This is a genomic window from Rathayibacter sp. VKM Ac-2928 (assembly GCF_022815545.1).
GTDB classification, from domain to species: Bacteria; Actinomycetota; Actinomycetes; order Actinomycetales; family Microbacteriaceae; genus Rathayibacter; species Rathayibacter festucae.
Window position 1 is genome coordinate 137555 of sequence record NZ_JALGRU010000005.1, and the last position, 25118, is coordinate 162672.

Genomic DNA, 25118 nt, shown 5'->3' on the forward strand with positions numbered 1-25118 from the left:
CCGAACGACGAAAGGACAGCACGATGGATGCACCCAACCCGATCCAGGTCCAGAAGTACCTCTCCGGGATCGACTACCCGGCCTCGAAGGACACGATCGTCGAGACCGCCGAGAAGGAGGGCGCCGACAGCGACGTCCTCGACGCCCTCCGCGCCATCCCGGCCGGCGACTACGACAAGCCCACCGACGTGAGCTCCGCCGTCTCGAACGTCTGACCCCCTCCGCGAGATGCCACTTGTGAGCACGACACGCCGTGTCGCCCGCTCACAAGTGGCATCTCGCACGTGGAGGTCGCACCTGCGGTGCGGCTCCCCTCCATGCGGACCGAGCAGCCCCGGGTCACGAGGTGGCACCTCCGGTGCGGCTGCCCTTCCATGCTGGTCGAGCAGCCGTCCGCAGGACGGCGTATCGAGACCCCGCCCCGCCCGCACTCAGGCCGAGACCGCCTCGCGCTCCTTCAGCACGCCGGACTCCAGCGCCGCGAACGAGAGCACCTTGTAGCCCTCGGACTCGAAGAAGATCGTCGCGCGGTCGTCCTCGACGCTCATGACCGTCCCCGCACCCCACTCGCGGTGCTCGACGGCCTCGTCGACGCTCAACGGCGCATCGGCAGGAGCCGCGGACGCCGCCTCGTCGGCCGCCTCCTGGCGCGCCTCGTGCCGCTCGCAGCCGTCGCAGTTGCCACACCACTCCGGCCCCTCGACGCCGAAGTAGTCCAGCAGCACGCGCCGCCGGCACTGCGAGGTCTCCGCGTAGGCCCGCATCATCGACAGCCGCGACTCCGCGATGCGCTCGCGCGAGGCGAGCCCCTCCTTCACCGCGCGCACCGCGTCGTCCCCGCTGGAGTCGCTCACGGCCCGCAGGCCGCCCTCGGTCTCGAGCAGATCCGCCTCGGCCAGGTCGTTGACCAGCCGCGCGACGGTGCGCGGCGACTTGCCCAGCGCCTCCGCCAGCTCGTCGACCTGCACGCCCGGCTTGTCGGACACGGCCGCCCACACCACGCGCAGCGCGGCCGGCTCGACCCGGCGCTTGGCGAAGAAACGGCGCAGCCCGAGGTCCTCGAGCCGGTAGTGCAGCGCGGCCGTCGCGGGCTCGCTGTCGCGACCGGCGCGTCCGATCTCCTGGTAGTACGCATCGAGCGACTCGGACGTCGTCGCGTGCAGCACGAAGCGCACATCGCCGCGGTCGATCCCCATGCCGAAGGCGGAGGTGGCGACCACGACGTCCAGCTCGCCGTCGCGCCACTGCCGGTGCACGTCGCGCCGCTCGCTCGTCTTGAGCCCCGCGTGGTACGCCGCGACGGAGCGGCCCTCGGCAGCGATCTCCGCCGCGTAGGTCTCCGTCTCCTTGCGAGTGGCCACGTAGACGAGCCCCGGAGCGGTCCAGCTGCGGGCCTCCTCGGCGACGGCCGCGCGCTTCTCGTTCTCGCTCTCGTGGCGGTGCACCACGAGGCGGATCTCGGGGCGGTCGACGCCGTGCACCTGCACCTCGGGGTCGGTCATGCCGAGCCGGTCGATGATCTCCTCGCGCACCGGCCGGGAGGCAGTGGCCGTCATCGCGAGCACCGGCGGGTCGCCCAGCGCACTGCGGACGTCCTTGAGCCGCAGGTAGTCCGGGCGGAAGTCGTGGCCCCAGGAGGAGACGCAGTGCGCCTCGTCGACGACCAGGAGCGAGACGCCGGCCGTGGCGAGCCGGGCGACGTTCTCCTCCTTGGCCAGCTGCTCCGGAGCGAGCAGCACGTACAGCGGGCCGCCCTCGTCGATGCGCTCCCAGGCCCGCGCGACGGCGGCGGTGCCCTGCGCGGAGTTGATGGCGACGGCGGGCGGCGCGGCCGGCGCGGCCTCGATCGAGGCGAGCTGGTCGGCCTGCAGCGCGACGAGCGGCGAGACGACGAGCACGACGCCCCCGCGCTCGGCGCCGGCGATCTGGTACACGGCGGACTTGCCGCCGCCCGTCGCGAGCACGAGCAGCGTGTCCCGGCCCGCGGCGGCCGACTCGATGGCCTCGCGCTGCCCCGGCAGCAGCGACGTCCAGCCGAAGTCCTCGCGAGCGATGCGATCGACGCTGCTGCGCGTGATCTTCTTCGTGGCGGTCTTCTTCGCGCCGGTCTTCTTCGCGGTGGTCGTCTTCGCGGTGGTCTTCTTCGCGCGGCTCTTCTCAGCGGCAGCGGTCGTCGTGGCAGTGCTCTTGGTCGTGGCGGTGGTATCGGAACTGCGGGTCGGGCGGGACGAGCTCATGCTTCGACGCTACGACTCCGTCCCCGTCGAGCGTCTCCACTTGACAGCTCCGGGGAGCACGGTGAAGCCACCGCCCCGCCTCGTGCCGGTCGCAGAGCGCCCCCATGCTGGCCGAGTAGCGCCGCAGGCGCGTATCGGGACCCACCTACCGCCGGAACGTGTCAAGACCCTAACGCCCGCCGCCGCCCGCGTGCTCCGATGGACACTCCGACGAGAGGAGCCCCCGTGCCCGAGAACGTGAACGAGGACCTGCCCGAGCAGGAGTCCGACCTGACCCCGAACACCGGCGGCGCCCAGACCGTGCTGCCCGGCGAGGACGCGACCGACGCGAGCGCCGCGGGTGCCGCTCCGGGCGGCACCGCCATCGACCGCGGCGTCTCCGACTCCGTCACGGAGGGCGACAGCGCCGGTGACACCGTCTCCGGCGACGCCGACCTCCCGGGCGACACGGACGGCCCCGTCACCGACGACCGCGCCTCCGCCGACTGAGTCGAGCCCGTCGACGTCCGCGAGATGCCACTTGCGCACGCGACACGCCGTGAAAAGCGTGCACAAGTGGCATCTCGCGAAGACGCGTCAGGCTCGGGTCACCACCGGGCTGAAGAGCGTGCCGATGCCCTCGATGTCGATCGCGACCGTGTCGCCGTTGGCGATCGGCCCGACGCCGGCGGGCGTCCCGGTCAGGATGATGTCGCCCGGCAGCAGCGTGAACACCCGCGAGACGTAGGCGATGATCTCGGGCACCCCGTGGATCATGTCGCCGGTGTTCCCGGACTGCAGCCGCCGTCCGTTCACCCGCGTCTCCAGCGCGCTCTCGTTCCAGACGAACTCGGTCTCGATGACCGGCCCGATCGGGCAGAACGTGTCGTAGCCCTTCGCCCGGGCCCACTGCCCGTCCGACTTCTGCAGGTCGCGCGCCGTGACGTCGTTCGCGATCGTGTACCCGAAGACGACGTCCTCGTAGTCCTCCGCCCGCACGTTCCGCGCGATCGCCCCGATCACGACCGCGAGCTCGCCCTCGAACTCCACCTGCTGGCTGTCCTCGGGCAGCACGATCGCCTCGTCCGGCCCGATCACCGAGGTGTTCGGCTTCAGGAACATCAGCGGCTCGGCCGGAGCGTCGCCGCCCATCTCGGCCGCGTGGTCGGAGTAGTTCTTGCCGATCCCGATCACCTTCGAGCGCGGGATGACCGGCGCGAGCAGCTTCGCCTCGGCGAGCGGGATCCGCTCGCCCGTGGTCTCGAAGCCCGCGAACATCGGGTCGCCGGCGAGCACGACCAGGTCGTCCTCGTCCAGGATCCCGAAGTGGATCGCGCCCCCGTTGTCTCCGGAGCGCTGCGTGGCGAATCGTGCGATCTTCATGCGTCCAACCTCGTCATCCAGCCGTGCGTGTCCTCGCGACGTCCGTACTGGATGTCGGTCAGCTCCTCGCGCAGCGACATCGTCAGCGCGCCGGCCGGCGCGCCCTCGTGGCCCACCGAGAAGCCGTCGCCCTTGAGCTCGGCGATCGGAGTGATGACCGCCGCGGTCCCGCAGGCGAACACCTCCACCACGTCGCCGGACTCGACCCCGTCGCGCCACTCGTCGATCGACACCTGGCGGCGCTCCACGCGGTGGCCGCGGTCCTCGGCGAGCTGCAGCACGCTGTCGCGGGTGATCCCCTCGAGGATCGAGTCCGACTCCGGCGTGACGAGCGTGCCGTCCTTCTTCACCAGCACCACGTTCATGCCGCCGAGCTCCTCGATCCAGCGCGACTCCTGCGAGTCGAGGAAGAGCACCTGCGCGCAGCCGTGCTGGTACGCCTCCTGCTGCGGCAGCAGCGACGAGGCGTAGTTGCCGCCGGTCTTCGCCGCGCCGGTGCCGCCCTTGCCCGCGCGGGCGAAGGACGTCGACAGCCAGATCGACACCGGGGCCACGCCGCCGGAGAAGTAGGCGCCGGCCGGGCTCGCGATCACGTAGTAGCCGACCTCCTCGGCCGCGCGCACGCCGAGGAACGCCTCCTTCGCGAACATGAACGGCCGCAGGTAGAGGCTCGTCTCCGGCTCGGACGGCACCCAGGCACCGTCCGCCGCGATCAGCTGCCGCAGCGACTCGACGAACAGCTCGGTCGGCAGCTCGGGCAGTGCGAGCCGCCGGGCGGAGCGCTGCAGCCGGCCGGCGTTCGCCTCGGGGCGGAAGGTCCAGATCGAGCCGTCCGCGTGGCGGTAGGCCTTCATCCCCTCGAAGATCTCCTGCGCGTAGTGCAGGACCGCCGCGGCGGGGTCGAGCTGGATCGGGCCGTAGGGCTCGACGCGCGCCTGGTCCCAGCCGCCGGCGCGCGACCAGCGGATGTCGACCATGTGGTCGGTGAAGTGGACCCCGAAGCCGGGGTTCGCGAGGATGCGGGCGCGCTCCTCGTCGGAGCGGGGCGCGGGGTTGGCGGTCACCTCGAAGGCGAGGGCCTGCGCGGGGAGAGTGTCGGTCATGAGGGGTTCTTCCTGGAGTGGCGTGGGGCCCGGGGGCGGGGGCCGGAGAGGAGGGTCAGCGGAGCCGCGAGACGACGGAGTCGCCGATCGCGGCCGTGGAGCGCGGGGTGCCGTCGCGCGACTCGATGTCGGCGGTCACGGCCGCCGTCACGCGGGCGGCCTCGTCGCCGCGACCCAGGTGGTCGAGCAGCAGCGCCACCGACAGGATCGCGGCGGTCGGATCGGCGAGCTGCTTCCCGGCGATGTCGGGCGCGGATCCGTGGACCGGCTCGAACATGCTGGGGAACGCGCCGTCGGGGTTGATGTTGCCCGAGGCCGCGAGTCCGATGCCGCCGCTGATCGCGCCGGCCAGATCGGTCAGGATGTCGCCGAACAGGTTGTCGGTGACGATGACGTCGAACCTAGCAGGATCGGTCACCAGGAAGATCGTCGCCGCGTCCACGTGGAGGTAGTCGACGGCCACGTCCTCGTAGGTGGCCCCTACCTCGTCCACGAGCCGCTTCCACAGCGAGCCCGCGAAGACCAGCACGTTCGTCTTGTGCACCAGCGTCAGCTTCGAGCGGCGCTTGCGGGCCAGCTCGAAGGCGTGCCGGACGACGCGCTCGACGCCGTAGGCCGTGTTCACCGAGACCTCGTTGGCGATCTCGTGCGGCGTCCCCTGGCGGATCGACCCGCCGTTGCCGACGTACGGCCCCTCGGTGCCCTCGCGGACGACGACGAAGTCGACCTCGCCGGGCGCCGACAGCGGCGACGGCACGCCAGCGTAGAGGCGGGTCGGACGGAGGTTGACGTAGTGGTCGAGCGCGAAGCGCAGGCGCAGCAGCAGCCCGCGCTCGATGTTCGCGTCCCTGAGGCGCGGGTCGCCGGGCACGCCGCCGACGGCGCCGAGCAGGATCGCGTCGTGCGCGGAGATCGAGGCGAGGTCCTCGTCGGTGAGGACGTCGCCGGTCTCGAGGAACCGGCCGGCGCCGAGCGAGAACGGCGTCTTCTCGATCACCAGGTCGGAGTCGGCGGTGACGGCGTCGAGGACCTTCACGGCCTCGGCGATCACCTCCGGTCCGATCCCGTCTCCGGGGATGACGGCGAGCTTCACGGTGCGGGTCATGGCGGTCCTCAGACGTGCGGGGGGCACGGGCCGGAGTGCTGCGCGTCCAGAGGACTGGGTGCGCGGAGCACTCGAGCGTGCGGGGCAGGAGACCAGCCCAGCGTACTCTCGGGCCGCGCCGCCCGCCGGTCGCGCCGCGTCAGCTCCGGCGCAGGCGCCAGGCCGCCACTACACCGGCGAGCAGCACCAGTCCGACGCCGATCCAGGCCGACCAGCCGACGCCCGCGTCGAACGCGGCTCCGGCCGAGGCGAGCAGGCTCGACGCCGACTCCGCGGGGATCTCGCCCGCGACCGCGACCGCACCGCCCAGGGTCTCCCCCGCGCGCTGCGCCTGGCCGGCGTCGAGGCCCTCGGGCAGCACGACGCCGCTCCGGTAGGCGGCCGTCAGCACCGTGCCGAGCGTCGCCGTGCCGAGCACCGCGCCCAGCTCGTACGCCGTCTCCGACACCGCCGAGGCGGATCCGGCCTTGTCGGCCGGCGCGTTCGCGAGCACCAGCTCGTTGGAGACCGTCTCGGCCGCGCCGATCCCGAGGCCGAGGAAGGCGAACGAGATCGCGACGGTCAGCGCGGAGGCGCCGCCGGGCGCCGCGCTGCCGATGGCGAGCAGCGCGTAGCCCACCGCCGAGATCACGAGTCCCGCCGGCACGACGATCCGCGGCGAGATCCGCCGGGCGACCGGCACCACGCCGAGCCCCGCGCCGATCATCACGACGAGTCCCGGCACCAGCACGAGCCCCGCCTCGAGCGGCGAGAGGCCGACCACGAGCTGGAGGTGCTGCGAGACGAAGAACAGCCCGCCGACCAGCGCGACGACGCTGAGCAGGTTGACCAGGATGGCCGCGCTGAACGAGCCGCGGCGGAAGAGCGAGAGGTCGAGCATCGGCACCTCGCGGCGCTGCTGCCGGCGCACGAAGAGCACGCCGCTCACGACGCCGACCACGAGCGAGAGCACCGCGACCGCGTCGATCCCGTGCTCGGCGGCCGACTTGATCGCGTAGACGATCGGCGCCATCGTCGCGAGCGACAGCACGATGCTGACCACGTCGACCGGGCCCGGCTTCGGGTCACGCGACTCCGGCACCAGGATCGGCGCGAGCACCACCAGCGGCAGCAGCACCGGCACCGCGAGCAGGAACACGGAGCCCCAGGCGAAGTTCTCCAGCAGCACGCCGCCGACCAGCGGGCCGACGGCCGAGCCGACCGCGAACCCGGTCGCCCAGATCGCGATCGCCATCCGGCGCTGGTCGCGGTTCGGGAAGAGGCTGCGCAGGAGGGAGAGGGTCGAGGGCATCAGGGTGGCGCCGAAGAGACCGAGCGCCGCGCGGGCGGCGATGAGCGCGCCGGCCGTCGGAGCGAAGGCCGCCGCGACGGAGACCACCGCGAAGCCGACCGCGCCGATCAGCAGGAGCTTCCGCCGGCCGATCCGGTCGCCGAGGCTGCCCATCGCCACCAGCAGTCCGGCGAGCACGAGCGGGTAGGCGTCGACGATCCAGAGCAGCTCGGTGCCGGAGGGGCCGAGGTCCTCCGCGATCAGCGGCAGCGCGAAGTTGAGGACGGTGTTGTCGACCGACACGAGGAGCACCGGCAGCATCAGCACGGCCAGCGCGAACCAGGCGCGGCGCCCGACGCGGGGACCGTCGGGCTCGACGGCGGCGCGCGAGGCGGGGCCGGGGGTCGTGACGGTGGTGACGGGTGCGGTGCGGGCGGACACAGTGGTGCTCTCTCTCGAACGGGGTGATCGCGACCGAGTATACCGTCCAGCCGGTACAGTAGCCAGGGGCGGAACCGGGATCCGTCCCTAGGATGGAGCCCATGCCCGCCGCCCCCGCTCGCGACCGCGTCCTCGACGCGTTCGAGGCCCTGCTGATCGAGCAGGGCGAGCGCTCGGCCACCCTCGACGCCGTCGCGAAGGCCGCCGGAGTCTCCAAGGGCGGGCTGCTGTACCACTTCCCCTCGAAGGACGCCCTCGTCGACGGACTCGTCGGACGGCTCGACGACCGCCTCGCCGAGGACATCGACCGGATCCGCACGTCCGACGAGGGCGTCGTCCCGTACCTGATCCGCACCTCGTTCGCCGCGGACACCCCCTTCGACCGCACCATCCTCGCCGTCTCGCGCGTGGCCCAGGGCCACGACGAGCGCGCGAGCGCCGGCCTCGCCCGCATCCACGACAGCTGGTACGCCGTCGTCGCCGAGGCCGTCGGCGACCCCCTGGTCGCCCGCGCCATCGTCCTGCTGAGCGACGGCCTCTACTACAACTCCGCCCTGCTCCCCACCGGCGACAGCCCCCGCGGCGAGGCCGCCGACGTCCTCGCCGTCATCGCCCGCCTCCTCCCGAGCTGACCCCGGAGGAGCGGCGCCGTCCCGGCCGCCGGTGGAGCGGCCGCATCCGCGACCACCCGAGCCCTTTGCTGGTCGAGTAGCCGGCCGCAGGCCGGCGTATCGAGACCCACCACCGCCGGCACGCCGGATCTCGATACGCCCGCTCCGCGGCCTACTCGATCAGCATGCAAGGAGCAGCGGCTGATGCGCCTGCCACGCGCTGCCATGCCATGCCGGCGGGCATGCTGGTCGAGTAGCCGGCCGCAGGCCGGCGCATCGAGACCCGCCGCCTACAGCCGCACGGTCCCCTCGATCAGCGTCGCCGTCGCCCCGCCGATCCACAGGTCGTCCCCCACGCGCTCCACGAGCACGCGTCCCGCGCGTCCCATCGCGGTCCCCTGCGCCGCGACGTACCGCTCGGGCGCGAGCCCGGCCCCGATCAGCCACTGCGCGATCCCCGCATTCAGGCTGCCGGTCACCGGATCCTCCGCCACCCCCGCGTCCGGGATGAACGCGCGCACCTCGAAGGCGCACTCCGCCCCCGCCGGATGCGGTCCGACCACGCCGACGGCAAGCCCGCCGAGCCGCGCCGACTCCGGGCGGATCGCGAGCACCCGCTCCGCCGACTCCAGCCGCAGCGCCAGCCAGCCCGGCCCGTTGTCCGCCCACTCGTGCCCGAGGATCTCCTCGCGCGCGAGCCCCAGCGCTGCCGCCGCACGCGCCAGCGTCGGCTCGTCCACCGGCCCCGTGCGCTGCCGCGGCGGCGCCGCGAACGCGATCGCCCCGTCCGACACCCGGAGCAGCACGAGCCCCGCCGCGCACTCCTGCACCAGCACTCCGGAGTCGCGGGGCACTCCCCCGGCCGCGAGCCACGCGTGCGCACTGCCGAGCGTCGGGTGCCCGGCGAACGGCAGCTCGCGCCGCGGCGTGAGGATCCGCAGCCGGTAGTCGGCCTCCGGGGTCGTGGGCGGCAGCAGGAACGTCGTCTCCGAAAGGTTCGTCCAGCGCGCGAACACGGCCATCGACGCGTCGGACACGCCGTCGCCGTCGACGACCACCGCCACCGGGTTGCCGAGGAACGGCTCCGCGCCGAACACGTCGACCTGGGCGAACCTGCGCTCCATGCTGCCGTCTCCTCCGCCGCGCTCGGACCTACTCGGTGATGTCGATCTCCTGCATCAGGTCGGCGTCGATCGCGACGCGGACCTTCTCCAGCAGTCCGTCCGGCGCCGGCGAGTCGATCGTGATCACCGAGAGGGCCTTGCCGCCCGCCTCGGTGCGCGCGATCTGCATGCCCGCGATGTTGACGGAGGCCTCGCCGAACTCGCGCCCGTAGACCGCGACGATCCCGGGACGGTCGACGTAGCTCATCACCACGTGGTGCTTCGCGAGCGGCACCTCGACGTCGTAGCCGTTGATCGCGACGAGCTTCTCGACCTGCTTGGTGCCGGTCAGCGTGCCCGAGACCGAGATCTGCGAGCCGTCCGAGAGGGCGCCGCGGAGTGTGATCACGTTGCGGTACTCGTCCGAGACCGCGTCCGTGATCAGCCGCACCTCGATGCCGCGCTGCTCCGCGAGCACCGGCGCGTTGACGTACGACACCGTCTCCGACACCACGTTGCTGAAGACGCCCTTGAGCGCCGCGAGCTTGAGCACCTTGACGTCGAAGCCGGCCAGCTCGCCGCGCACCTCGACGTCGATCGACGTGACCGGCGAGGCGGCGAGGCCGGAGAAGACCTGGCCCAGCTTCTCGACCAGCGGGATGCCCGGGCGGACGTACGGGTCGATGACGCCGCCGGCGACGTTCACCGCGTCCGGCACGAGCTCGCCCGAGAGCGCGAGTCGCACCGACTTCGCGACCGAGACGCCGGCCTTCTCCTGCGCCTCGTCCGTCGACGCGCCGAGGTGGGGAGTGACGACCACGTTCTCGAGGGCGAGCAGCGGCGAGTCGGTCGGCGGCTCCTTGACGAACACGTCGAGCCCGGCGCCGGCGATGGTCTTGGCGACGAGCGCGCGGTGCAGCGCGTCCTCGTCGATCAGCCCGCCACGCGCGACGTTCACCAGGAACGCGGTCGGCTTCATCAGTGCGAGCTGCGCGTCCGAGATCATCCCGGTGGTCTCCGGGGTCTTCGGCATGTGGATGGTGATGAAGTCGCTCTGCGCGAGGAGCTCCTCGAGCGGCAGGAGCGTCACGCCGAGCTGCTGCGCGCGGGCGCTGGTGACGTAGGGGTCGTAGGCGACGACGTTCACGCCGAAGGCCTGCAGGCGCGCGGTGATCAGCGCGCCGATACGGCCCAGGCCGATGATGCCGACCGTCTTCTCGTAGAGCTCGACGCCGGTGTACTTCGAGCGCTTCCAGAGACCCTGCGCGAGCGCGCTGTGCGCCGCCGGGATGTGACGGGCGAGGCTCAGGATGTGGCCGACGGTGAGCTCGGCGGCCGAGATGATGTTCGAGGTCGGCGCGTTCACGACCATGACGCCCGCGGCGGTCGCGGCGGTGATGTCGACGTTGTCGAGGCCCACGCCGGCGCGCGCGACGACCTTGAGCGAGGGCGCCGCGGCGATCGCCTCCGCGTCGACCTGCGTCGCGGAGCGGACCAGGATCGCGTCGGCCGAGCCGAGCGCCTCGAGCAGCGCGGGGCGGTCGGTGCCGTCCACGGAGCGGATCTCGAAGTCGGGACCGAGGGCGTCCACGGTGGCGGGCGAGAGTTCTTCGGCGATCAGGACGACCGGCTTAGTCACGAGAGGCGCTTCCTTCGGAGAGGGGACGGAGCGGGCACCGAGCACGAGGGCCGGTGGAGCCCCCGCCACTGTAGCGGAGGCGCGCAGCCGTCCCCGGCCGTGTGACGCCCGGCCTCGACGGCGGGCGCGACGGCGGCCTAGAGCGAGACGAGGCTCTCGAATCCGAGGATCAGCTGCACGTCGAGCGACAGCGCCGCGGAGAGGCAGAGCGCCGCGAACAGCAGCCCGGTCCGCGCCAGGAGCCCGCGCCGGCGGCCGAGAATCAGTGCCAGCACGAAGCAGACCACCGGCAGCGCCAGCCCGAGCAGCAGCACCGTCCAGCCCGTGCCGTTCAGGTCGGTGCCGAGCGTGGCGGCGTAGGTGCGCAGGCCGACCAGGTTGCCGATCCCCTCCCAGACGTCCCAGGCGAAGAAGAGAGCGAAGACCGCGGCGATCAGCACCGAGAGCAGGAGGCGCTTCCGACGGCCGTCACGGTGTCCGGTCCCGCCGAGGGTCGCCTTCACCGTGCTCCCGGTCGCGGCGAAGTCGGTCGATGCGCTGTCGCTCATCACGCCCCCTTCAGGAACGGCAGGGGTGCCAGCAGGATCAGCCCGGCGATCAGCCAGAGCACCCGGGTGCGCGTGCGGGCGCTCCGCGTGCCGAGCAGCACGGCGGCGAACCAGGCCGCCGGCCCCGCGACCGCGAGCCAGAGTCCGAGGCCGTAGAGTCCGCCGCCGAGCGGGTCGCCCCCGAACGTCCCGGCGACCGTGGCGTTCTGCCGTGTCGCGGTGATCATCCAGCCGATCGTCCAGAGCAGGTACAGGCCCGCGGCGACACCCATCGCGACCAGCAGCACGGAGGAGGCGGCCGCCGCGTCGGCGGCGTCGCGCTCGTCGTCCTCATCGTCCTCGAGCTCGTCGTCGTCCTCACGGAGCTCGTCGTCGTCCTCGCGGAGCTCGTCCGGCAGCTCGTCGACGTCGCCCTCGCGCGTCTCACGGACCTCCGGAGCCGAGCGCACCGCACGGGGTGTCCGGCGTCGTACCGGGGCGTCGCCCGCCACCAGGGTGGGGTCGCCGCCCTCGCCCGCCCAGCTGAGCGCGTCGTCGTCCCGGTCGTCCTCGGGTCTGCTGTCGATCACCGCAACACCCTAGCCGCGCGGCCTCGCCGTCGGCTCGGAGCAGCCCGACACCTCCCCGCCACCGCGGCGTCACCGCCCGGCCTCCCCGGCGGGCGACCCTTCGGGGATGGCGGAGCAGTCGGGGACGGACGAACGCGGGGTGGAGGGCGGCCGGCGCCGCTACGTCGCGATCGGCGACTCCTTCACCGAGGGCGTCGGCGACCCGCACCGGCTCCTGCCCAACGGCGTGCGCGGATGGGCCGACCGCGTGGCCGACCGGCTCGCCCGCGCCGAACCCGGCTGGGAGTACGCGAACCTCGCGATCCGCTCCAAGCGGCTCGCCCAGATCACCGCGGAGCAGCTGACGCCCGCGCTCGAGCTGCGGCCGACCCTCGTCACCCTCTACGCCGGCGGCAACGACATCCTCGACCTCGGCACCGACATGCGCGTCCTGATCGACGGCTACGAGCACCTGGTCGACGCCCTGGCGACGACGGGCGCGTCGCTCGTGCTCTTCACCGGCTTCGACATCCCCGGGCTGCCCGCCCCACGGATGTTCGTCAAGCGCAACCGCGTCTACAACCGCGCCGTCCGCCGCATCGCCCGCGAGCGCGGCGCCGTCCTCGTCGACTACTGGCGGATGCAGGCGTTCCGCGACGCCGCGATGTGGTCGAGCGACCGGATGCACCTCTCCAAGCGCGGGCACCGCGTGCTCGCCGCCCAGGTGCTGGACGTCCTCGGCGTGCCGCACACCATCTCCGCCGGCCCGTGGGACCCGCCCGAGCCGCTCACGCCGCGCGAGCTGCTGCGCGACCAGTACCGCTGGGCGCACGACTGGGTGCTCCCCCTCGTCGGCCGGAAGATCCGCCGGGTGACCCTGGGCGACCACCTCTCCCCGCGCTGGCCGGAGCCCGTGCTCGTCCCGCCCAAGGGCGGCCTGCGCCGCCTCGCCCGGGACACCGCCCGCTGACGAGCGTTCACGCGCAGAACATCAGCCGAGAGCACTCGTCATCCGCCATCGGCGATGAGCAGCACTCTCCGCTGATGCTCTGCGCGACGAGTCGCCCGATCCCGAAGCGTCGGCCGCTAGGACAGCAGCGGCAGTCCCGCCACCAGCAGCAGCGCCACCGCGAGCATCACGATCGGCGCCACCCGCCCCGCACCCGCGCTCGACGGCGCGGGCCTCCGCGCCAGTCCGGTCAGCCGGCGGCGGTCGATCGCCGCCGCTCCCCCGCGCACCGACAGCGGTCCCTCCTCGAGATCCCCCGGCCAGCGCTCGACCAGCAGCCCGCGGCTCCGGGCCAGGGCGGCGTCGGACGCGCGCAGCACCGCCAGCGGCAGCCCGTTCGCCTGGGACGAGCCGATCCCGGCCGCAGCTCCGGCCGCGACGACGACCGCCGCGGTGACGACGGCCCCCTCCGAGCCCTGCAGCGCGATCACCGCGATCATCAGCAGCACGCCGGCGAGCGCGAGGACGATGCCGACGAGCGAGAGCGCCGAGAACAGGAGGGAGTGGGCCCGCAGATCCCGCGTGGCCGCCCTCCTCCTCGCCTCGGCCCGTGCGGCACGCGACGGCGCGAGGATGCCGACGAGGTCCGCCGGCGAGAGCGCGTCCTCCGGCAGTCGCAGGTCGAACGGCAGATCGGCGGTCTCCGCGAGGTCGTCCCGGCCGAGGTCGGCGGGGACCGGCCACACGGCCCGGGCGAAGCGGGCTCCCGCGGCCTCCGTCCGTCGCCGCAGGGCGGTGGCGGTCGCCACGAGGACCGTGCCGGCGATCAGCGCCAACGCGAGGGCCGTGACCGTCCGCAGCGCCACCGGCGCCGACTCGAGGATCCCGCCCGACGCCAGCGCGAGCGCCGCCGCCAGCCCGCCGCCGGCCACCCCGCACAGCACGATCCCCGCCGACACCTCGTACGACAGCCCGTCCCGCGCCGCCGCCACGCCCTCGTCCCACTGCCGCAGCCGCCGTGCCCGTCGCTCCATCCGCCCCACGCTACCCGCGCCTCCCGTGAGCTCTCCCGCGGTCCGCCTGCTGATCGAGTAGCCCGCGCAGCGGGCGTATCGAGATCCACCCCCGCCAGAACACGGGCCTGCAGACCTCCCTGGACGAACCGCATCCGAGGAACGCCCCGTTTCATGCTGATCGAGTAGCCCGCGCAGCGGGCGTATCGAGATCCACCCCCGCCGGAACGAGGGTCTGCAGGCCACCCGCTCCGGCGACGGCGGGTCTCGATACGCCCCTCCGGGGCTGCTCGACCAGCATGCGGACGCGCGGAGCGCCCCGGACGCGACGGAGCCCCGGCCCCGCCGACGTGCACCGCAGAAGCGGTGTCCGTCGACGGCCCGGGGCTCCGAGGTCCGTCCGTGCGGGCGACTAGCGCGCGACGCTGCCGTCGGTGTAGTCCTCGTCGGTCTGCTTCCAGGCGAAGAGCTTGCGCAGCTCGCGGCCGGTCTCCTCGATCGGGTGCTTCTCGCCCTTGGCGCGCAGCTCCTGGAACTCGGGCGCTCCCGCGTCCTGGTCCGCGATGAAGCGCTTCGCGAAGGCACCGTTCTGGATGTCGCCCAGGACGGCCTTCATGTTCTCCTTGACGCTCGGGTCGATGACGCGGGGGCCCGACACGTAGTCGCCGTACTCGGCCGTGTCGGAGACCGACCAGCGCTGCTTGGCGATGCCGCCCTCCCACATCAGGTCGACGATCAGCTTCAGCTCGTGGAGCACCTCGAAGTAGGCGATCTCGGGCTGGTAGCCGGCCTCGACGAGGGTCTCGAAGCCGTACTGGACGAGCTGCGAGGTGCCGCCGCAGAGCACGGCCTGCTCGCCGAACAGGTCGGTCTCGGTCTCCTCGGTGAAGGTCGTCTTGATGACGCCGGCGCGGGTGCCGCCGATGGCCTTCGCGTAGGACTTCGCGGTCTCCCAGGCGGTGCCGGTCGCGTCGTTCTCGACGGCGATGATGTCCGGGATGCCGCGGCCGGCGACGAACTCGCGGCGCACGGTGTGGCCGGGGGCCTTCGGCGCGATCAGGATCACGTCGACGCCCGCGGGGGCCTCGATGTAGCCGAAGCGGATGTTGAAGCCGTGCGCGAAGGCGAGGGTCTTGCCCTCGGTCAGCTTGTCCGCGATCTGCTCGCTGTAGATGGCGCGCTGGTGCTGGTCCGGCGCGAGGATCATGATCAGGTCGGCCCACTCGGCGGCGTCGGCGACGCTCTTGACCTCGAACCCGTCGTCCTCGGCCTTGGCGGTCGACTTCGACCCCTCCTTGAGAGCGATGACGACCTGGACTCCGGAGTCGCGGAGGTTCTGCGCGTGCGCGTGGCCCTGCGAGCCGTAGCCGACGATCGCGACCTTCTTGGACTGGATGATGGAGAGATCGGCGTCGGCGTCGTAGATGAGCTCGGTCACGTGATGCTTCCTTTTCTGGTTGTGGAGTGGGCGGAGCAGAGGGGACGGCGCGGAGCCGTCAGTTCTTGAAGACGCGCTCGGTGATCGACTTCGAGCCGCGGCCGATGGCCAGCAGGCCCGACTGGGCGATCTCCTTGATCCCGTAGGGCTCGATGACCCGGAGGAACGCGGTGGTCTTGCCGGAGTCGCCGGTGACCTCGATGACCAGGGCGTCCGTCGCGACGTCGACCACGCGGGCGCGGAAGAGGTTCACGGCCTCGAGCACCTGCGAGCGGGTGACGTTGTCGACGCGCACCTTCACGAGCAGGTGCTCGCGGTGCACCGACTGGTCGGGATCGAGCTCGACGATCTTGATGACGTTGATCAGCTTGTTCAGCTGCTTGGTCACCTGCTCGAGCGGCAGGTCCTCGACGTCCACGGCGACCGTGATGCGCGAGAGCCCCTCGAGCTCGGTCGGCCCGACGGCCAGGGACTCGATGTTGAAGCCGCGGCGCGCGAACAGCCCCGCGACGCGGGTGAGCAGTCCCGGCTTGTCCTCGACGAGCAGGGAGAGAACGTGGTGGGTCATGCGGTCTACTCCTCGTCGTCCCAGGTCGGGCTGTGGTCTCTGGCGTACTGGACGTAGCTGTTCGAGACGCCCTGCGGGACCATCGGCCACACCATGGAGTCGCGGCTGACCACGAAGTCGATGACGACCGGCCGGTCGTTGGTGGCGATCGCCAGCTCGATGGCCGCGTCGATCTCCTCCGGCTTGGTGACCCGGATGCCCAGGGCGCCGTAGGCCTCCGCGAGCTTCACGAAGTCCGGCACCCGGACGGTGTCGTGCCCCGTGTTGAGGTCGGTGTTCGAGTAGCGGCCCTCGTAGAACAGGGTCTGCCACTGGCGCACCATGCCGAGCGAGGAGTTGTTGATCACCGCGACCTTGATCGGGATGTCGTTGATCGTGCAGGTGGCGAGCTCCTGATTGGTCATCTGGAAGCAGCCGTCGCCGTCGATCGCCCAGACCGTGCGGTCCGGCTCGCCGACCTTGGCGCCCATCGCCGCGGGCACGGAGTAGCCCATCGTGCCGGCGCCGCCGGAGTTGAGCCACGAGTTGGGGCGCTCGTACTTGATGAACTGCGCCGCCCACATCTGGTGCTGGCCGACACCCGAGGCGAAGACGCCCTCGGGACCGGTGATCTCGCCGATCCGCTTGATCACGTACTGCGGCGACAGCAGGCCGTCGACCGGCTCGGTGTAGCCGAGCGGGAACTCCCCCTGCAGGCCCTTGAGGTAGGTCCACCAGTCGGCCGTGTCGGGCGCGGCGCCGTCGATCGCCTTCGCGAACGCGTCGGTGAGGTCCGGCAGGACGTCCTTGAGGTCGCCCACGATCGGCACGTCGGCCGTGCGGATCTTGGAGATCTCCGCCGGGTCGATGTCGACGTGCACGACCTTGGCGTTCGGCGCGAAGAGCGCCGCCTTGCCGGTCACCCGGTCGTCGAAGCGCGAGCCGAGCGCGAGGATCAGGTCCGACTCCTGCAGCGCGAGCACAGCGGGGACGGTGCCGTGCATGCCGGGCATGCCGAGCTGCTGCTCGTGCGAGTCCGGGAACGCGCCGCGCGCCATCAGCGTCGTGACGACGGGAGCGCCGCAGGCCTCGGCGAACGCCAGGAGCTCGGCCGCCGCACGGGCGCGGATGATGCCGCCGCCGACGTACAGCACGGGCTTCTTCGCCTCGGCCAGGAGCTGCGCCGCGGCCTGGATCTGCTTGCCGTGCGCCTTCGTCACCGGGCGGTAGCCGGGCAGGTCGACCTTGGGCGGCCAGACGAACGGCGCCGCGTCCTGCTGCGCGTCCTTGGTGATGTCGACGAGCACCGGGCCGGGGCGGCCCGTCGTCGCGATCAGCACCGCGGAGGCGAGCGCCGAGGGGATGTCCTCGGGGCGCGTGACCAGGATGGAGTGCTTGGTGATCGGCATCGTGATGCCGACGATGTCCGCCTCCTGGAAGGCGTCGGTGCCCATCAGCGTCGAGAACACCTGGCCGGTGATCGCGAGCATCGGCACGGAGTCCATGTAGGCGTCCGCGATCGCCGTGACGAGGTTGGTCGCACCGGGCCCGGAGGTCGCGATGCAGACGCCGAGCTTCCCGGTCGCCGCGGCGTAGCCCTCGGCCGCGTGGCCGGCGCCCTGCTCGTGGCGGACCAGGATGTGGCGGATCTTCGACGAGTCCATCAGCGGGTCGTAGACGGGCAGGATCGCGCCGCCGGGCAGGCCGAAGACGTCCTCGATCCCGAGCATCTCGAGCGAGCGGACGACCGCCTGCGCTCCGGTGAGCGACTCGGCGGCGGGAGCGACCGCCGTCGCGGACGCGGCGGAGCGTGGTGGCTGGGGGGTCGGGGCGGGAGGCGCGGCGGACGGGTCCGGGGTCATGCGGGTGTCGATTCCTTCGAAGCGGTGTGCGGCGGCGGGCACCGGGGGCTCGGAGTGCGAGCGAGCGGTGCCCGGGAGGCGCGAGTGCGCGGCCGGCCCGAGCGGGCCGGGATCAACCCGTGGTGGCGCCCTCGGCGGCCGAGCGGACGAGCTTGGCGTACTTGGCGAGGACACCGCGGGTGTAGCGCGGAGGGAGGGGCGCCCAGCCTTCTCGGCGGGCGGCGAGCTCGGATTCGTCGACGAGTAGGTCGATCGATCGAGCGGCGATGTCGACCCGAATCGGGTCTCCGTCGCGAACGAATGCGATGGGACCTGCGTCCACCGATTCGGGAGCTATGTGGCCGATGCACAGGCCGGTTGTGCCGCCTGAGAATCGTCCGTCGGTCAACAGTAGTACATCTTTTCCGAGCCCGGCCCCCTTGATGGCGGCCGTGATGGCCAGCATCTCGCGCATGCCCGGGCCGCCCTTGGGGCCCTCGTAGCGGATGACCACCACGTCGCCCTTCTTGATCTCGCCGTCGGTCAGCGCGTCCATCGCGGCGCGCTCGCGCTCGAACACCCGCGCGGGGCCCTCGAAGACGGAGGCGTCGAAGCCGGCCGTCTTGACGACCGCGCCCTCGGGAGCGAGCGAGCCCTTGAGCACGGTCAGTCCGCCGGTGGCGTGGATCGGGTTGTCGAGGGTGCGGATGACCTCGCCGTCCAGCGGCGCGATGTCCATCGCCGCGAGGTTCTCGGCGACGGTCTTCCCGGTGACAGTGAGGCAGTCGCCGTGCAGCAGGCCCGCGTCGAGCAGGGCCTTCATCACGGCGGGGACGCCGCCGTGGCGGTCGACGTCGTTCATGACGTACTTGCCGAACGGCTTGAGGTCGCCGATGTGCGGGATCGTGTCGCCGATGCGGTTGAAGTCGTCGATCGTGAGGTCGACCTCCGCCTCGTTCGCGATCGCGAGCAGGTGCAGGATGACGTTGGTCGAGCCGCCGAAGGCCATCGCCACGGCGATCGCGTTCTCGAACGCCTCCTTGGTCAGGATGTCGCGCGCGGTGGTGCCGTTGCGCAGCAGCTCGACGACCGCCTCCCCCGACTTGCGGGCGAAGTAGTCGCGGCGGCGGTCGGCCGCGGCGGGCGACGCGGAGCCGGGCAGGCTCATTCCGAGCGCCTCGGCGACGCTGGCCATCGTGTTCGCGGTGTACATGCCGCCGCACGAGCCCTCGCCCGGGGCGAAGGCGCACTCGATGCGCTTGGCGTCCTCCTCGGACATGATCCCGGCCTTGACGCCGCCGACCGCCTCGAAGGAGTCGATGATCGTGATGTCCTTCTCGGTGCCGTCGGACAGCTTGACCCAGCCCGGCGCGATCGAGCCGGCGTAGACGAAGACGGCGGCGAGGTCGAGCCGCGCGGCGGCCATCAGCATGCCGGGCAGCGACTTGTCGCAGCCGGCCAGCATGACGGTGCCGTCGAGGCGCTCGGCCATCATCACGGTCTCGACGGAGTCGGCGATGACCTCGCGCGAGACGAGCGAGAAGTGCATGCCCTCGTGGCCCATCGAGATGCCGTCCGAGACGGAGATGGTGCCGAACTGCAGCGGGTACCCGCCGCCCGAGTGCACGCCCTCCTTCGCGCTGCGCGCGAGGCGCTCCAGCGAGAGGTTGCAGGGGGTGATCTCGTTCCAGGACGACGCGATGCCGATCTGGGGCTTCTCCCAGTCGTCATCGCCCATTCCCACGGCGCGCAGCATCCCGCGCGACGTCGTGGCCTCGATGCCGTCCGTGACGGTGCGCGAACGAGGCTTCCAATCGATTTCCGGCATGTGACGAGGCTACCGCCTCGCGCGCGATGCTCCCGCGCTCCCGCGGCGGCGCTACGGCGCGCGGAAGCGGCCCGCGGAGAAACAGAGAACCCCCGTCAGTGACGGGGGTTCCCGGGGTATTACGCGCCGGTCCGAGCCCGGCGCTCGGCGACCAGAATAGCATCCCTCTCGTGATTTCCCGAGCCTCCCTCATCGCACTCCTGGGGCGATCGCGCTTCGAGGCCCACCTCAGGGCGTCGGGCGGCGAGTACGAGCGGGCGGTCGAGCTCTGTCAGTGGGCGACTCGGGTGGCCGGAGCACTGCACTCCCAGCTCCTCTTCGTGGAGATCGCGGTGCGGAACGCGGTGGACAGGGAGCTGCGCACATGGAACGCGGACCGAGGATCGAGCCCCGACTGGACGTCGCCGCACGCGACCTCCGACCCGCTCTACAGTCTGCTTCGCGCTCCGCTCACGACGGCACGGCGACGTTCCCACGGTGAGACGGACAGGCGATCACGATCGGGACGTTCCGGACCTCCCACACCCGAGCACGACGATGTCGTGTCGAGGCTGACCTTCGGCGCGTGGGTGGGCCTCCTCCACGCGACGTCCGATTCGACTCGGCAGTCCCTCCTGTGGTCCGAGGCGCTGCACAGCGCGTTCCCGAATGCTCCGCGGGACGACGCGTCACGCGTCGCTCTCGGGCATCAGCTCGAGACGCTCCGGAGGCTGCGCAACCGGCTCGCCCATCACGACGATCTGCTCGACGTCGCACTCCCGCACCGGCTGAACGACATGCTGTCGATCCTCGGCCGGATCGACACCGCGTACCCGTCCTTCGCCGCGGCGAGCGGGGAGCTCCGCCGCCTGCACCGTGAGGACCCCCGCCGCGGCTGGTGACGACTCAGTCCGCCGTGGCGCGGAAGTCGGCGAGGAGCGACAGCACGTGGGCGATCTGCTCGGGGCCGCGGACGCGGTAGGCGGCCGAGGTCGTGCCGGGACCGCTCTTCACACCGACGTCGCCGGTGCCGAGGACCGCGAAGGCGTCCTCATCCGTGACGTCGTCGCCCGCGTAGAGCACGGCGGTCGCGCCGGTGTAGCGGCGCAGGTGCTGCACGGCCTCGCCCTTGGTGGTCGAGCGGACCGAGAACTCGAGGACGTTCTTGCCCTCGCGGACGGTGACGCCCTCGACCTCGGCGCGCGCCTCCGACAGGGCGACGACGTGCGCGACGCGGCTGTGCCGGTCGGTGGCCAGGCGGGTGTGCAGGGCGAAGCCGGCCGGCTTGTCCTCGATCCAGACGTTGTCGATCCCGCGGGCGATGCCCTTCAGCACGTCCTCGAGCACGCCGACCTTGGCGAGCTCGGTCTCGTCGAGGCGGACGGCGTCGTCGCCCGGGTCCAGGCGGATCTCGATGCCGTGCGAGCCGACCAGCAGCGCCTCGTCGGGCAGCTGCGCGACCTCCTCGAGGCTGCCGAGCGCGCGGCCGGAGACCAGCGCGACGCGGGTGCCGGGCAGCGCGAGCAGTCGGAGGACCGCCTCGCGCGCCTCGGGCAGGGCGCGGGCGTGCGCCGGGTCGTCGACCTCGGGCGCGAGCGTCCCGTCGAAGTCGAGCGCCACCAGCAGGCGGCCGGTCGCGGCGAGCTCGTGCAGCGCGGCGACGAGGCGGTCGGGCACGCCGGGCAGGTGCTCGCCCGGGGTCGGGGTCACGATGGTCATCGCGTCGCCTCCGCCGTCTCGTGGTGCGCGTCCTCGGCCGCGCGACCGCGGACGCCGTCCTCGTGGTGCTCCGCCTCCTGGCCGAGCGGCGCCTCCTGGCCCCGCGCGGCCGGCCGCACGTCGAGCTGCTGGCCCGCGGCGTGCTCGCTCAGCGCGTCGAGGAAGCTCGCCGACCAGCGCGAGACGTCGTTCTCGAGCACCCGGCGGCGCAGCGCACGCATCCGGCGGCTGCGCTCGGCCCGTGGCATGCGAGCCGCGTTCTCGATGGCGTCCTTGAGCCCGGAGATGTCGTGCGGGTTGATCTGCACGGCCTGCTTCAGCTCGTCCGCCGCACCGGTGAACTCGCTCAGCACGAGCACGCCGTCGTTGTCGAAGCGGGAGGCGACGTACTCCTTGGCGACCAGGTTCATCCCGTCGCGCAGCGCCGTGACCAGCATCACGTCGGCGGCGAGGTAGAGGGCGACCATCTCCTCGCGCGGGTAGCCGTGGTGCAGGTAGCTGATCGCCGGGTTGCCGATCGTGCCGTAGTCGCCGTTGATCCGGCCGACCTGCAGCTCGATGTCGTCCCGCAGCTGCTTGTACGTCTCGACCCGCTCGCGGCTCGGGCTCGCGACCTGCACGAGCACCGCGTCCTTGGTGCTGAGCCGGCCGTCGGCGAGCAGCTCGCCGAACGCCTTCAGCCGGTGGCCGATGCCCTTGGTGTAGTCGAGGCGGTCGACGCCGAGCATGACGGTCTCGGGATCGCCCAGATCGGAGCGGATCTGGCGCGCCCGCTCCTGGATCTCGGGGGTGCGCGCCATCGCCTCGAAGGCGGCCGCGTCGATCGAGATCGGGAAGTGCCGGGCGACGACCGGGCGGACGCTGGCACCGCGGCGCGAGCGGTTGACCCGCCGGGTGCCGTCGACCGCGTCGTCCTCGACCGGCACCTCGACGACGGTGCTGCGGGTGTCGTAGCCGAGCAGGCGGCGGACCGCGCGGAGGAAGCTGCCCGCGTCGCCCTGGCGCTGGAAGCCGATGACGTCGGCGCCGAGCAGGCCCTCGACGATCTGCTTGCGCCACGGGAGCTGGGCGAAGATGCCGTAGGGCGGGAACGGGATGTGGTTGAAGAAGCCGATCGTGACGTCCGGGCGCAGCTCGCGGAGCATCTTCGGCACGAGCTGCAGCTGGTAGTCCTGCACCCAGACCACGCCGTCCTGCTCGGTGACCGCGGCGGCGGCCTCGGCGAAGCGGCGGTTCACCCGCACATAGGCGTCCCACCACTCGCGGTGGTAGGTGGGCGGCGCGATCACGTCGTGGTATAGCGGCCAGAGGGTGTCGTTGGAGAAGCCCTCGTAGTAGTCCTCGAGCTCCTGGGCGCTGAGGGCGACCGGGACGATCAGCACGCCGTCGTTCTCGAACGGCGCGACCTCCTCGTCCGCGACCCCGGGCCAGCCGACCCAGGCGCCCTCGTTGGCCCGCATCACGGGCTCGAGTGCGGTGACCAGCCCGCCGGGCGACGTCTTCCACGAGGCCGTGCCGTCGGCGTCGACGACGCGGTCGACCGGGAGGCGGTTGGAGACCACGACGAAAGCGTTGCGCGCTCCGGCGGTGTGGTCGGCGGCGGCTGGAGTCGTCCCGTCGGCGCTGTCCTCGAGGGGTGCGGGGGCGGAGGCGGAGTGCGGAGGAATGGTGGTCCCGATCGTCGGTCGTGCCCGTCTTCGTACCCGCCGAGGCTACCAGCCGCACTCGAACGGGGGCCGGGCTCAGCCCTGGGCGAGGGCCAGCGCGAGCACCGCACCGCCGACCGTCGGCACCACCGCGACGGCGCCGAGCAGCGCGTACTGCCGCCAGGAGATCGTCACGCCGAGCGCGGTCAGCCGCTGGTGCCAGAGCAGGGTGGCGAGCGACGCCCACGGGGTGATCAGCGGGCCGGCGTTCACGCCGATCAGCAGGGCGACCAAGCGCACCGGGTCGGCGGCGACCGGCTCGAGCGCGAGATAGGCGGGCAGGTTGTCGACGAGGTTCGCGGCCACGACGCCGGAGCCCGCGAGGCGGAGCAGGTCGCCCACGCCGCTCCCGTCGCCCGCGACCACGGCGAGCGCCGCTCCGAGCCCGAGCTGGTGCGCCGCCTCCATCACGACGAAGAGCCCGGAGGCGAAGACGACCAGCTGCCAGGGCAGCAGCGAGACCTTCAGCGCGGACGGCCGCCGCACCGCGAAGAGCACGACGAGGGCGAGCGCCGCGACGGCCGCGGGGATCCACACCTCGAGCCCGGAGACGAGGGCGGGCAGCAGCAGCGCGACGACGACGCCGGCGCCGATCAGCAGGACGCGGTCCTCGACCGGGGTCCGCTCCCCCGTCCGGTAGCGGCCGGCCAGCTCGCGGCGGTAGCGGATCGCGAGCACGAGCACCGGGACCACGGCGGCGACGAGCGCGGGCGCGGCGGTCAGCGCGGCGAAGGCGAGCGGCCCGTCGACGCCGAGCCGCCTCTCTGCCAGGAGGTTGGTGAGGTTCGACACAGGGAGCAGCAGGGAGGCGCAATTGGCGAGCCAGACGGTCGCCATCGCGAACGGCAGCGGCGACACCCGCACGTGCGCGGCGAGCAGCACGACCACCGGCGTGAGCAGCACGGCGGTCGTGTCGAGGGAGAGGAAGACGGTGCTGACGATCGCCATCGCGACCACCAGGAGCCAGAGCAGCGCGGTCCGCCCGCGGCCCCAGATCGCCGCCCGCTCCGCCACGACCGTGAAGACTCCGGCCTCGGAGGCCAGCTCCGCCACCACGGTGACGGCGACCACGAAGGCGAGGATCGGCGCCGTGCGCTCGACCAGCTCGCCGAGCGCGTCCATCGGCAGGACCCCGGTGAGAGCGGCGATCACGCCGAGCACGAGGAGCACCGCCCCGATCACAGCCGTGCGCATCTCGTATCCGTCCTCCTCGGTCCCTGCCGCGGCCCGGCGCCGAGCAGCGGTTCACCGTAGCGGGCGGGACCGACGACGGAACCGTCCGCTGGCCGTCGGCGGTGTCAACCGTTGGGAGGGAACGGGGCCGGGCCACTAGCGTCGTGGTGAACACAGGAGGCAATCGATGCGCAAGTTCATCCTCAATTCCAGCGTCATCAGCGCGATCGTCGGAGGCTGGTCCATCCTGCAGACGACGCGCAAGGGTCCGCGCGACTGGCGGCTGGCCCTGCAGTGGGTCAGCTGGGCGATCGCTCTCGCGGTCGCCATCGGCTCCGTCTCCTACGACTCGAAGGAGCTCGTCAAGGAGCAGAACGGCAAGAAGCGCGACCGCTGACCGCCTTCTGACACGCCGCGCGCCCTCGGCCGCGGCGTGTCAGCGCGCTCCGGCGCCGTCGCCCCTGGACACTGGAGTCTCAGCACGCGGCACGGGAAACGGGGTTCGTCATGAGGTTTCGTCTGAGGCGCCGTCAGCCGGCCCCCGAGGTCGTCGCGGCCCCCGCGCTCACGCAGGACGAGCTCTTCGCCGTCGTGCACGAGCGCCTCTCCGCCTTCGTCGGCGCCGAGGGCGCCTGGGTCGTCACCCGGCGCAGTCATGACGACCGCGACCCGATCTTCCACGGGATGCTCGCCCGCTCGCTCGCCCACGAGCTGTCCGCCGCCATCCAGGCCGAGCAGCTCCGCGCCGGCGTCGAGGCCACCGCCAACCCGGTCACCTCCGCCATCCCCGTCATGCGCGCCTCCACTCCCCCCGTCACCGCGGAACCGACCGCCCCCGTCACCGAGCCCGCCGCCCTCACCTGGGACCCGAAGCCGATCGCCGTCTGGGCCGAGCCCGATGCCGCGCCCGTCGCGACTCCGGCAGACGCCACCCGCTGACCAGTCGGCCCCCTGCATG

24 protein-coding genes are annotated in these 25118 nt (G+C 72.4%); 7 read left to right on the top strand and 17 right to left on the bottom strand.

The window, feature by feature from the left end; all coding sequences use genetic code 11:
- Positions 1–23 precede the first annotated feature (23 nt).
- A complete protein-coding gene (locus MT350_RS17880; protein ID WP_123737261.1) occupies positions 24–215 on the top strand; it encodes a DUF2795 domain-containing protein in 192 nt (63 codons plus the stop codon).
- A gap of 216 nt (positions 216–431) precedes the next feature.
- Here the strand turns inward: MT350_RS17880 and MT350_RS17885 are convergent, their stop codons facing one another.
- Positions 432–2237, bottom strand: a complete 1806-nt coding sequence (locus MT350_RS17885) for a RecQ family ATP-dependent DNA helicase (RefSeq protein WP_243616353.1) — start codon at positions 2235–2237, stop codon at positions 432–434.
- Between the two features lie 225 nt (positions 2238–2462).
- Here MT350_RS17885 and MT350_RS17890 point away from each other — a divergent pair, with 225 nt between their 5' ends.
- Positions 2463–2726: a hypothetical protein gene (locus MT350_RS17890; protein WP_243616354.1), complete on the top strand. Its 264-nt coding sequence runs from the start codon at positions 2463–2465 to the stop codon at positions 2724–2726.
- Between the two features lie 87 nt (positions 2727–2813).
- Here the strand turns inward: MT350_RS17890 and MT350_RS17895 are convergent, their stop codons facing one another.
- The 4 genes from MT350_RS17895 to MT350_RS17910 form a co-directional block, all read right to left on the bottom strand.
- On the bottom strand, positions 2814–3599 hold the full coding sequence (locus MT350_RS17895) for a fumarylacetoacetate hydrolase family protein (RefSeq protein WP_243616355.1): 786 nt from the start codon (positions 3597–3599) through the stop codon (positions 2814–2816).
- Positions 3596–4702, bottom strand: a complete 1107-nt coding sequence (locus tag MT350_RS17900) for a branched-chain amino acid aminotransferase (RefSeq protein WP_243582333.1) — start codon at positions 4700–4702, stop codon at positions 3596–3598. The genes MT350_RS17895 and MT350_RS17900 overlap by 4 nt, the downstream gene beginning before the upstream one ends.
- Positions 4703–4757: 55 nt before the next feature.
- Positions 4758–5807, bottom strand: a complete 1050-nt coding sequence (locus tag MT350_RS17905; protein WP_243616356.1) for a 3-isopropylmalate dehydrogenase — start codon at positions 5805–5807, stop codon at positions 4758–4760.
- 139 nt (positions 5808–5946) lie between these two features.
- Positions 5947–7518: an MFS transporter gene (locus MT350_RS17910; RefSeq protein ID WP_243616357.1), complete on the bottom strand. Its 1572-nt coding sequence runs from the start codon at positions 7516–7518 to the stop codon at positions 5947–5949.
- 101 nt (positions 7519–7619) lie between these two features.
- On the opposite strand from MT350_RS17910, the gene MT350_RS17915 reads away from it, so the two are divergent.
- Positions 7620–8150 carry a TetR/AcrR family transcriptional regulator gene (locus MT350_RS17915; protein ID WP_123447970.1) on the top strand — a complete coding sequence of 177 codons (531 nt, stop codon included), beginning with the start codon at positions 7620–7622 and terminating at the stop codon, positions 8148–8150.
- Positions 8151–8419: 269 nt separating this feature from the next.
- On the opposite strand, the gene MT350_RS17920 is transcribed toward MT350_RS17915, so the two are convergent.
- From MT350_RS17920 to MT350_RS17935, 4 genes are all read right to left on the bottom strand, one after another.
- Positions 8420–9253: a PhzF family phenazine biosynthesis protein gene (locus MT350_RS17920; RefSeq protein WP_243598584.1), complete on the bottom strand. Its 834-nt coding sequence runs from the start codon at positions 9251–9253 to the stop codon at positions 8420–8422.
- A 28-nt stretch (positions 9254–9281) separates the two neighbouring features.
- The gene (serA, locus tag MT350_RS17925; RefSeq protein WP_123447972.1) at positions 9282–10871 is read right to left on the bottom strand and encodes a phosphoglycerate dehydrogenase; all 1590 of its coding nucleotides are present in this window, start codon (positions 10869–10871) and stop codon (positions 9282–9284) included.
- A gap of 137 nt (positions 10872–11008) precedes the next feature.
- Entirely contained in the window at positions 11009–11419 is a 411-nt protein-coding gene (locus tag MT350_RS17930) for a hypothetical protein (RefSeq protein WP_243598583.1), read from the bottom strand.
- Positions 11419–11988, bottom strand: coding sequence for a hypothetical protein (locus tag MT350_RS17935; RefSeq protein ID WP_243616358.1), 570 nt, complete (start codon positions 11986–11988; stop codon positions 11419–11421). Before MT350_RS17935 ends, MT350_RS17930 begins: the two co-directional genes overlap by 1 nt.
- A 106-nt stretch (positions 11989–12094) precedes the next feature.
- Between MT350_RS17935 and MT350_RS17940 the strand changes: the two genes are divergently transcribed.
- Positions 12095–12937: an SGNH/GDSL hydrolase family protein gene (locus MT350_RS17940; RefSeq protein ID WP_243616359.1), complete on the top strand. Its 843-nt coding sequence runs from the start codon at positions 12095–12097 to the stop codon at positions 12935–12937.
- A 116-nt stretch (positions 12938–13053) separates the two neighbouring features.
- Here the strand turns inward: MT350_RS17940 and MT350_RS17945 are convergent, their stop codons facing one another.
- The 5 genes from MT350_RS17945 to ilvD all read right to left on the bottom strand — a co-directional run bounded on the left by MT350_RS17945 (position 13054) and on the right by ilvD (position 19583).
- Positions 13054–13950 carry a hypothetical protein gene (locus MT350_RS17945; RefSeq protein ID WP_243616360.1) on the bottom strand — a complete coding sequence of 299 codons (897 nt, stop codon included), beginning with the start codon at positions 13948–13950 and terminating at the stop codon, positions 13054–13056.
- Positions 13951–14341: 391 nt separating this feature from the next.
- Positions 14342–15367 carry a ketol-acid reductoisomerase gene (gene ilvC, locus MT350_RS17950; RefSeq protein WP_123447977.1) on the bottom strand — a complete coding sequence of 342 codons (1026 nt, stop codon included), beginning with the start codon at positions 15365–15367 and terminating at the stop codon, positions 14342–14344.
- 58 nt (positions 15368–15425) lie between these two features.
- Complete coding sequence (gene ilvN / locus MT350_RS17955; RefSeq protein ID WP_123447978.1) at positions 15426–15935, bottom strand: acetolactate synthase small subunit; 510 nt, start codon at positions 15933–15935, stop codon at positions 15426–15428.
- Positions 15936–15940: 5 nt separating this feature from the next.
- Entirely contained in the window at positions 15941–17776 is a 1836-nt protein-coding gene (locus tag MT350_RS17960; protein ID WP_243616405.1) for an acetolactate synthase large subunit, read from the bottom strand.
- 112 nt (positions 17777–17888) lie between these two features.
- A complete protein-coding gene (gene ilvD, locus MT350_RS17965) occupies positions 17889–19583 on the bottom strand; it encodes a dihydroxy-acid dehydratase (RefSeq protein WP_123447980.1) in 1695 nt (564 codons plus the stop codon).
- 542 nt (positions 19584–20125) lie between these two features.
- On the opposite strand from ilvD, the gene MT350_RS17970 reads away from it, so the two are divergent.
- Positions 20126–20464: a hypothetical protein gene (locus MT350_RS17970; RefSeq protein ID WP_243616361.1), complete on the top strand. Its 339-nt coding sequence runs from the start codon at positions 20126–20128 to the stop codon at positions 20462–20464.
- Between the two features lie 4 nt (positions 20465–20468).
- Here MT350_RS17970 and otsB read toward each other — a convergent pair whose 3' ends face one another.
- The 3 genes from otsB to MT350_RS17985 form a co-directional block, all read right to left on the bottom strand.
- Positions 20469–21281, bottom strand: coding sequence for a trehalose-phosphatase (gene otsB, locus MT350_RS17975; RefSeq protein WP_243582327.1), 813 nt, complete (start codon positions 21279–21281; stop codon positions 20469–20471).
- Positions 21278–22843, bottom strand: coding sequence for a trehalose-6-phosphate synthase (locus MT350_RS17980; protein WP_123737271.1), 1566 nt, complete (start codon positions 22841–22843; stop codon positions 21278–21280). The genes otsB and MT350_RS17980 overlap by 4 nt, the downstream gene beginning before the upstream one ends.
- A 180-nt stretch (positions 22844–23023) precedes the next feature.
- Entirely contained in the window at positions 23024–24181 is a 1158-nt protein-coding gene (locus MT350_RS17985; protein WP_132438509.1) for an SLC13 family permease, read from the bottom strand.
- Positions 24182–24347: 166 nt separating this feature from the next.
- Here MT350_RS17985 and MT350_RS17990 point away from each other — a divergent pair, with 166 nt between their 5' ends.
- Positions 24348–24557: a hypothetical protein gene (locus MT350_RS17990; RefSeq protein ID WP_123447985.1), complete on the top strand. Its 210-nt coding sequence runs from the start codon at positions 24348–24350 to the stop codon at positions 24555–24557.
- 110 nt (positions 24558–24667) lie between these two features.
- On the top strand, positions 24668–25099 hold the full coding sequence (locus MT350_RS17995; protein WP_243616362.1) for a hypothetical protein: 432 nt from the start codon (positions 24668–24670) through the stop codon (positions 25097–25099).
- Positions 25100–25118 lie beyond the last annotated feature (19 nt).

Bases quoted from the DNA above. Each gene is read 5' to 3' on its own strand.
- MT350_RS17880 (WP_123737261.1), top strand. From the start codon at position 24: ATGGATGCACCCAACCCGATCCAGGTCCAGAAGTACCTCTCCGGGATC.
- MT350_RS17885 (WP_243616353.1), bottom strand. From the start codon at position 2,237: ATGAGCTCGTCCCGCCCGACCCGCAGTTCCGATACCACCGCCACGACC.
- MT350_RS17895 (WP_243616355.1), bottom strand. From the start codon at position 3,599: ATGAAGATCGCACGATTCGCCACGCAGCGCTCCGGAGACAACGGGGGC.
- MT350_RS17900 (WP_243582333.1), bottom strand. From the start codon at position 4,702: ATGACCGACACTCTCCCCGCGCAGGCCCTCGCCTTCGAGGTGACCGCC.
- MT350_RS17905 (WP_243616356.1), bottom strand. From the start codon at position 5,807: ATGACCCGCACCGTGAAGCTCGCCGTCATCCCCGGAGACGGGATCGGA.
- MT350_RS17915 (WP_123447970.1), top strand. From the start codon at position 7,620: ATGCCCGCCGCCCCCGCTCGCGACCGCGTCCTCGACGCGTTCGAGGCC.
- MT350_RS17920 (WP_243598584.1), bottom strand. From the start codon at position 9,253: ATGGAGCGCAGGTTCGCCCAGGTCGACGTGTTCGGCGCGGAGCCGTTC.
- MT350_RS17930 (WP_243598583.1), bottom strand. From the start codon at position 11,419: ATGAGCGACAGCGCATCGACCGACTTCGCCGCGACCGGGAGCACGGTG.
- MT350_RS17940 (WP_243616359.1), top strand. From the start codon at position 12,095: ATGGCGGAGCAGTCGGGGACGGACGAACGCGGGGTGGAGGGCGGCCGG.
- MT350_RS17945 (WP_243616360.1), bottom strand. From the start codon at position 13,950: ATGGAGCGACGGGCACGGCGGCTGCGGCAGTGGGACGAGGGCGTGGCG.
- ilvN (WP_123447978.1), bottom strand. From the start codon at position 15,935: ATGACCCACCACGTTCTCTCCCTGCTCGTCGAGGACAAGCCGGGACTG.
- MT350_RS17960 (WP_243616405.1), bottom strand. From the start codon at position 17,776: ATGACCCCGGACCCGTCCGCCGCGCCTCCCGCCCCGACCCCCCAGCCA.
- ilvD (WP_123447980.1), bottom strand. From the start codon at position 19,583: ATGCCGGAAATCGATTGGAAGCCTCGTTCGCGCACCGTCACGGACGGC.
- otsB (WP_243582327.1), bottom strand. From the start codon at position 21,281: ATGACCATCGTGACCCCGACCCCGGGCGAGCACCTGCCCGGCGTGCCC.
- MT350_RS17985 (WP_132438509.1), bottom strand. From the start codon at position 24,181: ATGCGCACGGCTGTGATCGGGGCGGTGCTCCTCGTGCTCGGCGTGATC.
- MT350_RS17990 (WP_123447985.1), top strand. From the start codon at position 24,348: ATGCGCAAGTTCATCCTCAATTCCAGCGTCATCAGCGCGATCGTCGGA.
- MT350_RS17995 (WP_243616362.1), top strand. From the start codon at position 24,668: ATGAGGTTTCGTCTGAGGCGCCGTCAGCCGGCCCCCGAGGTCGTCGCG.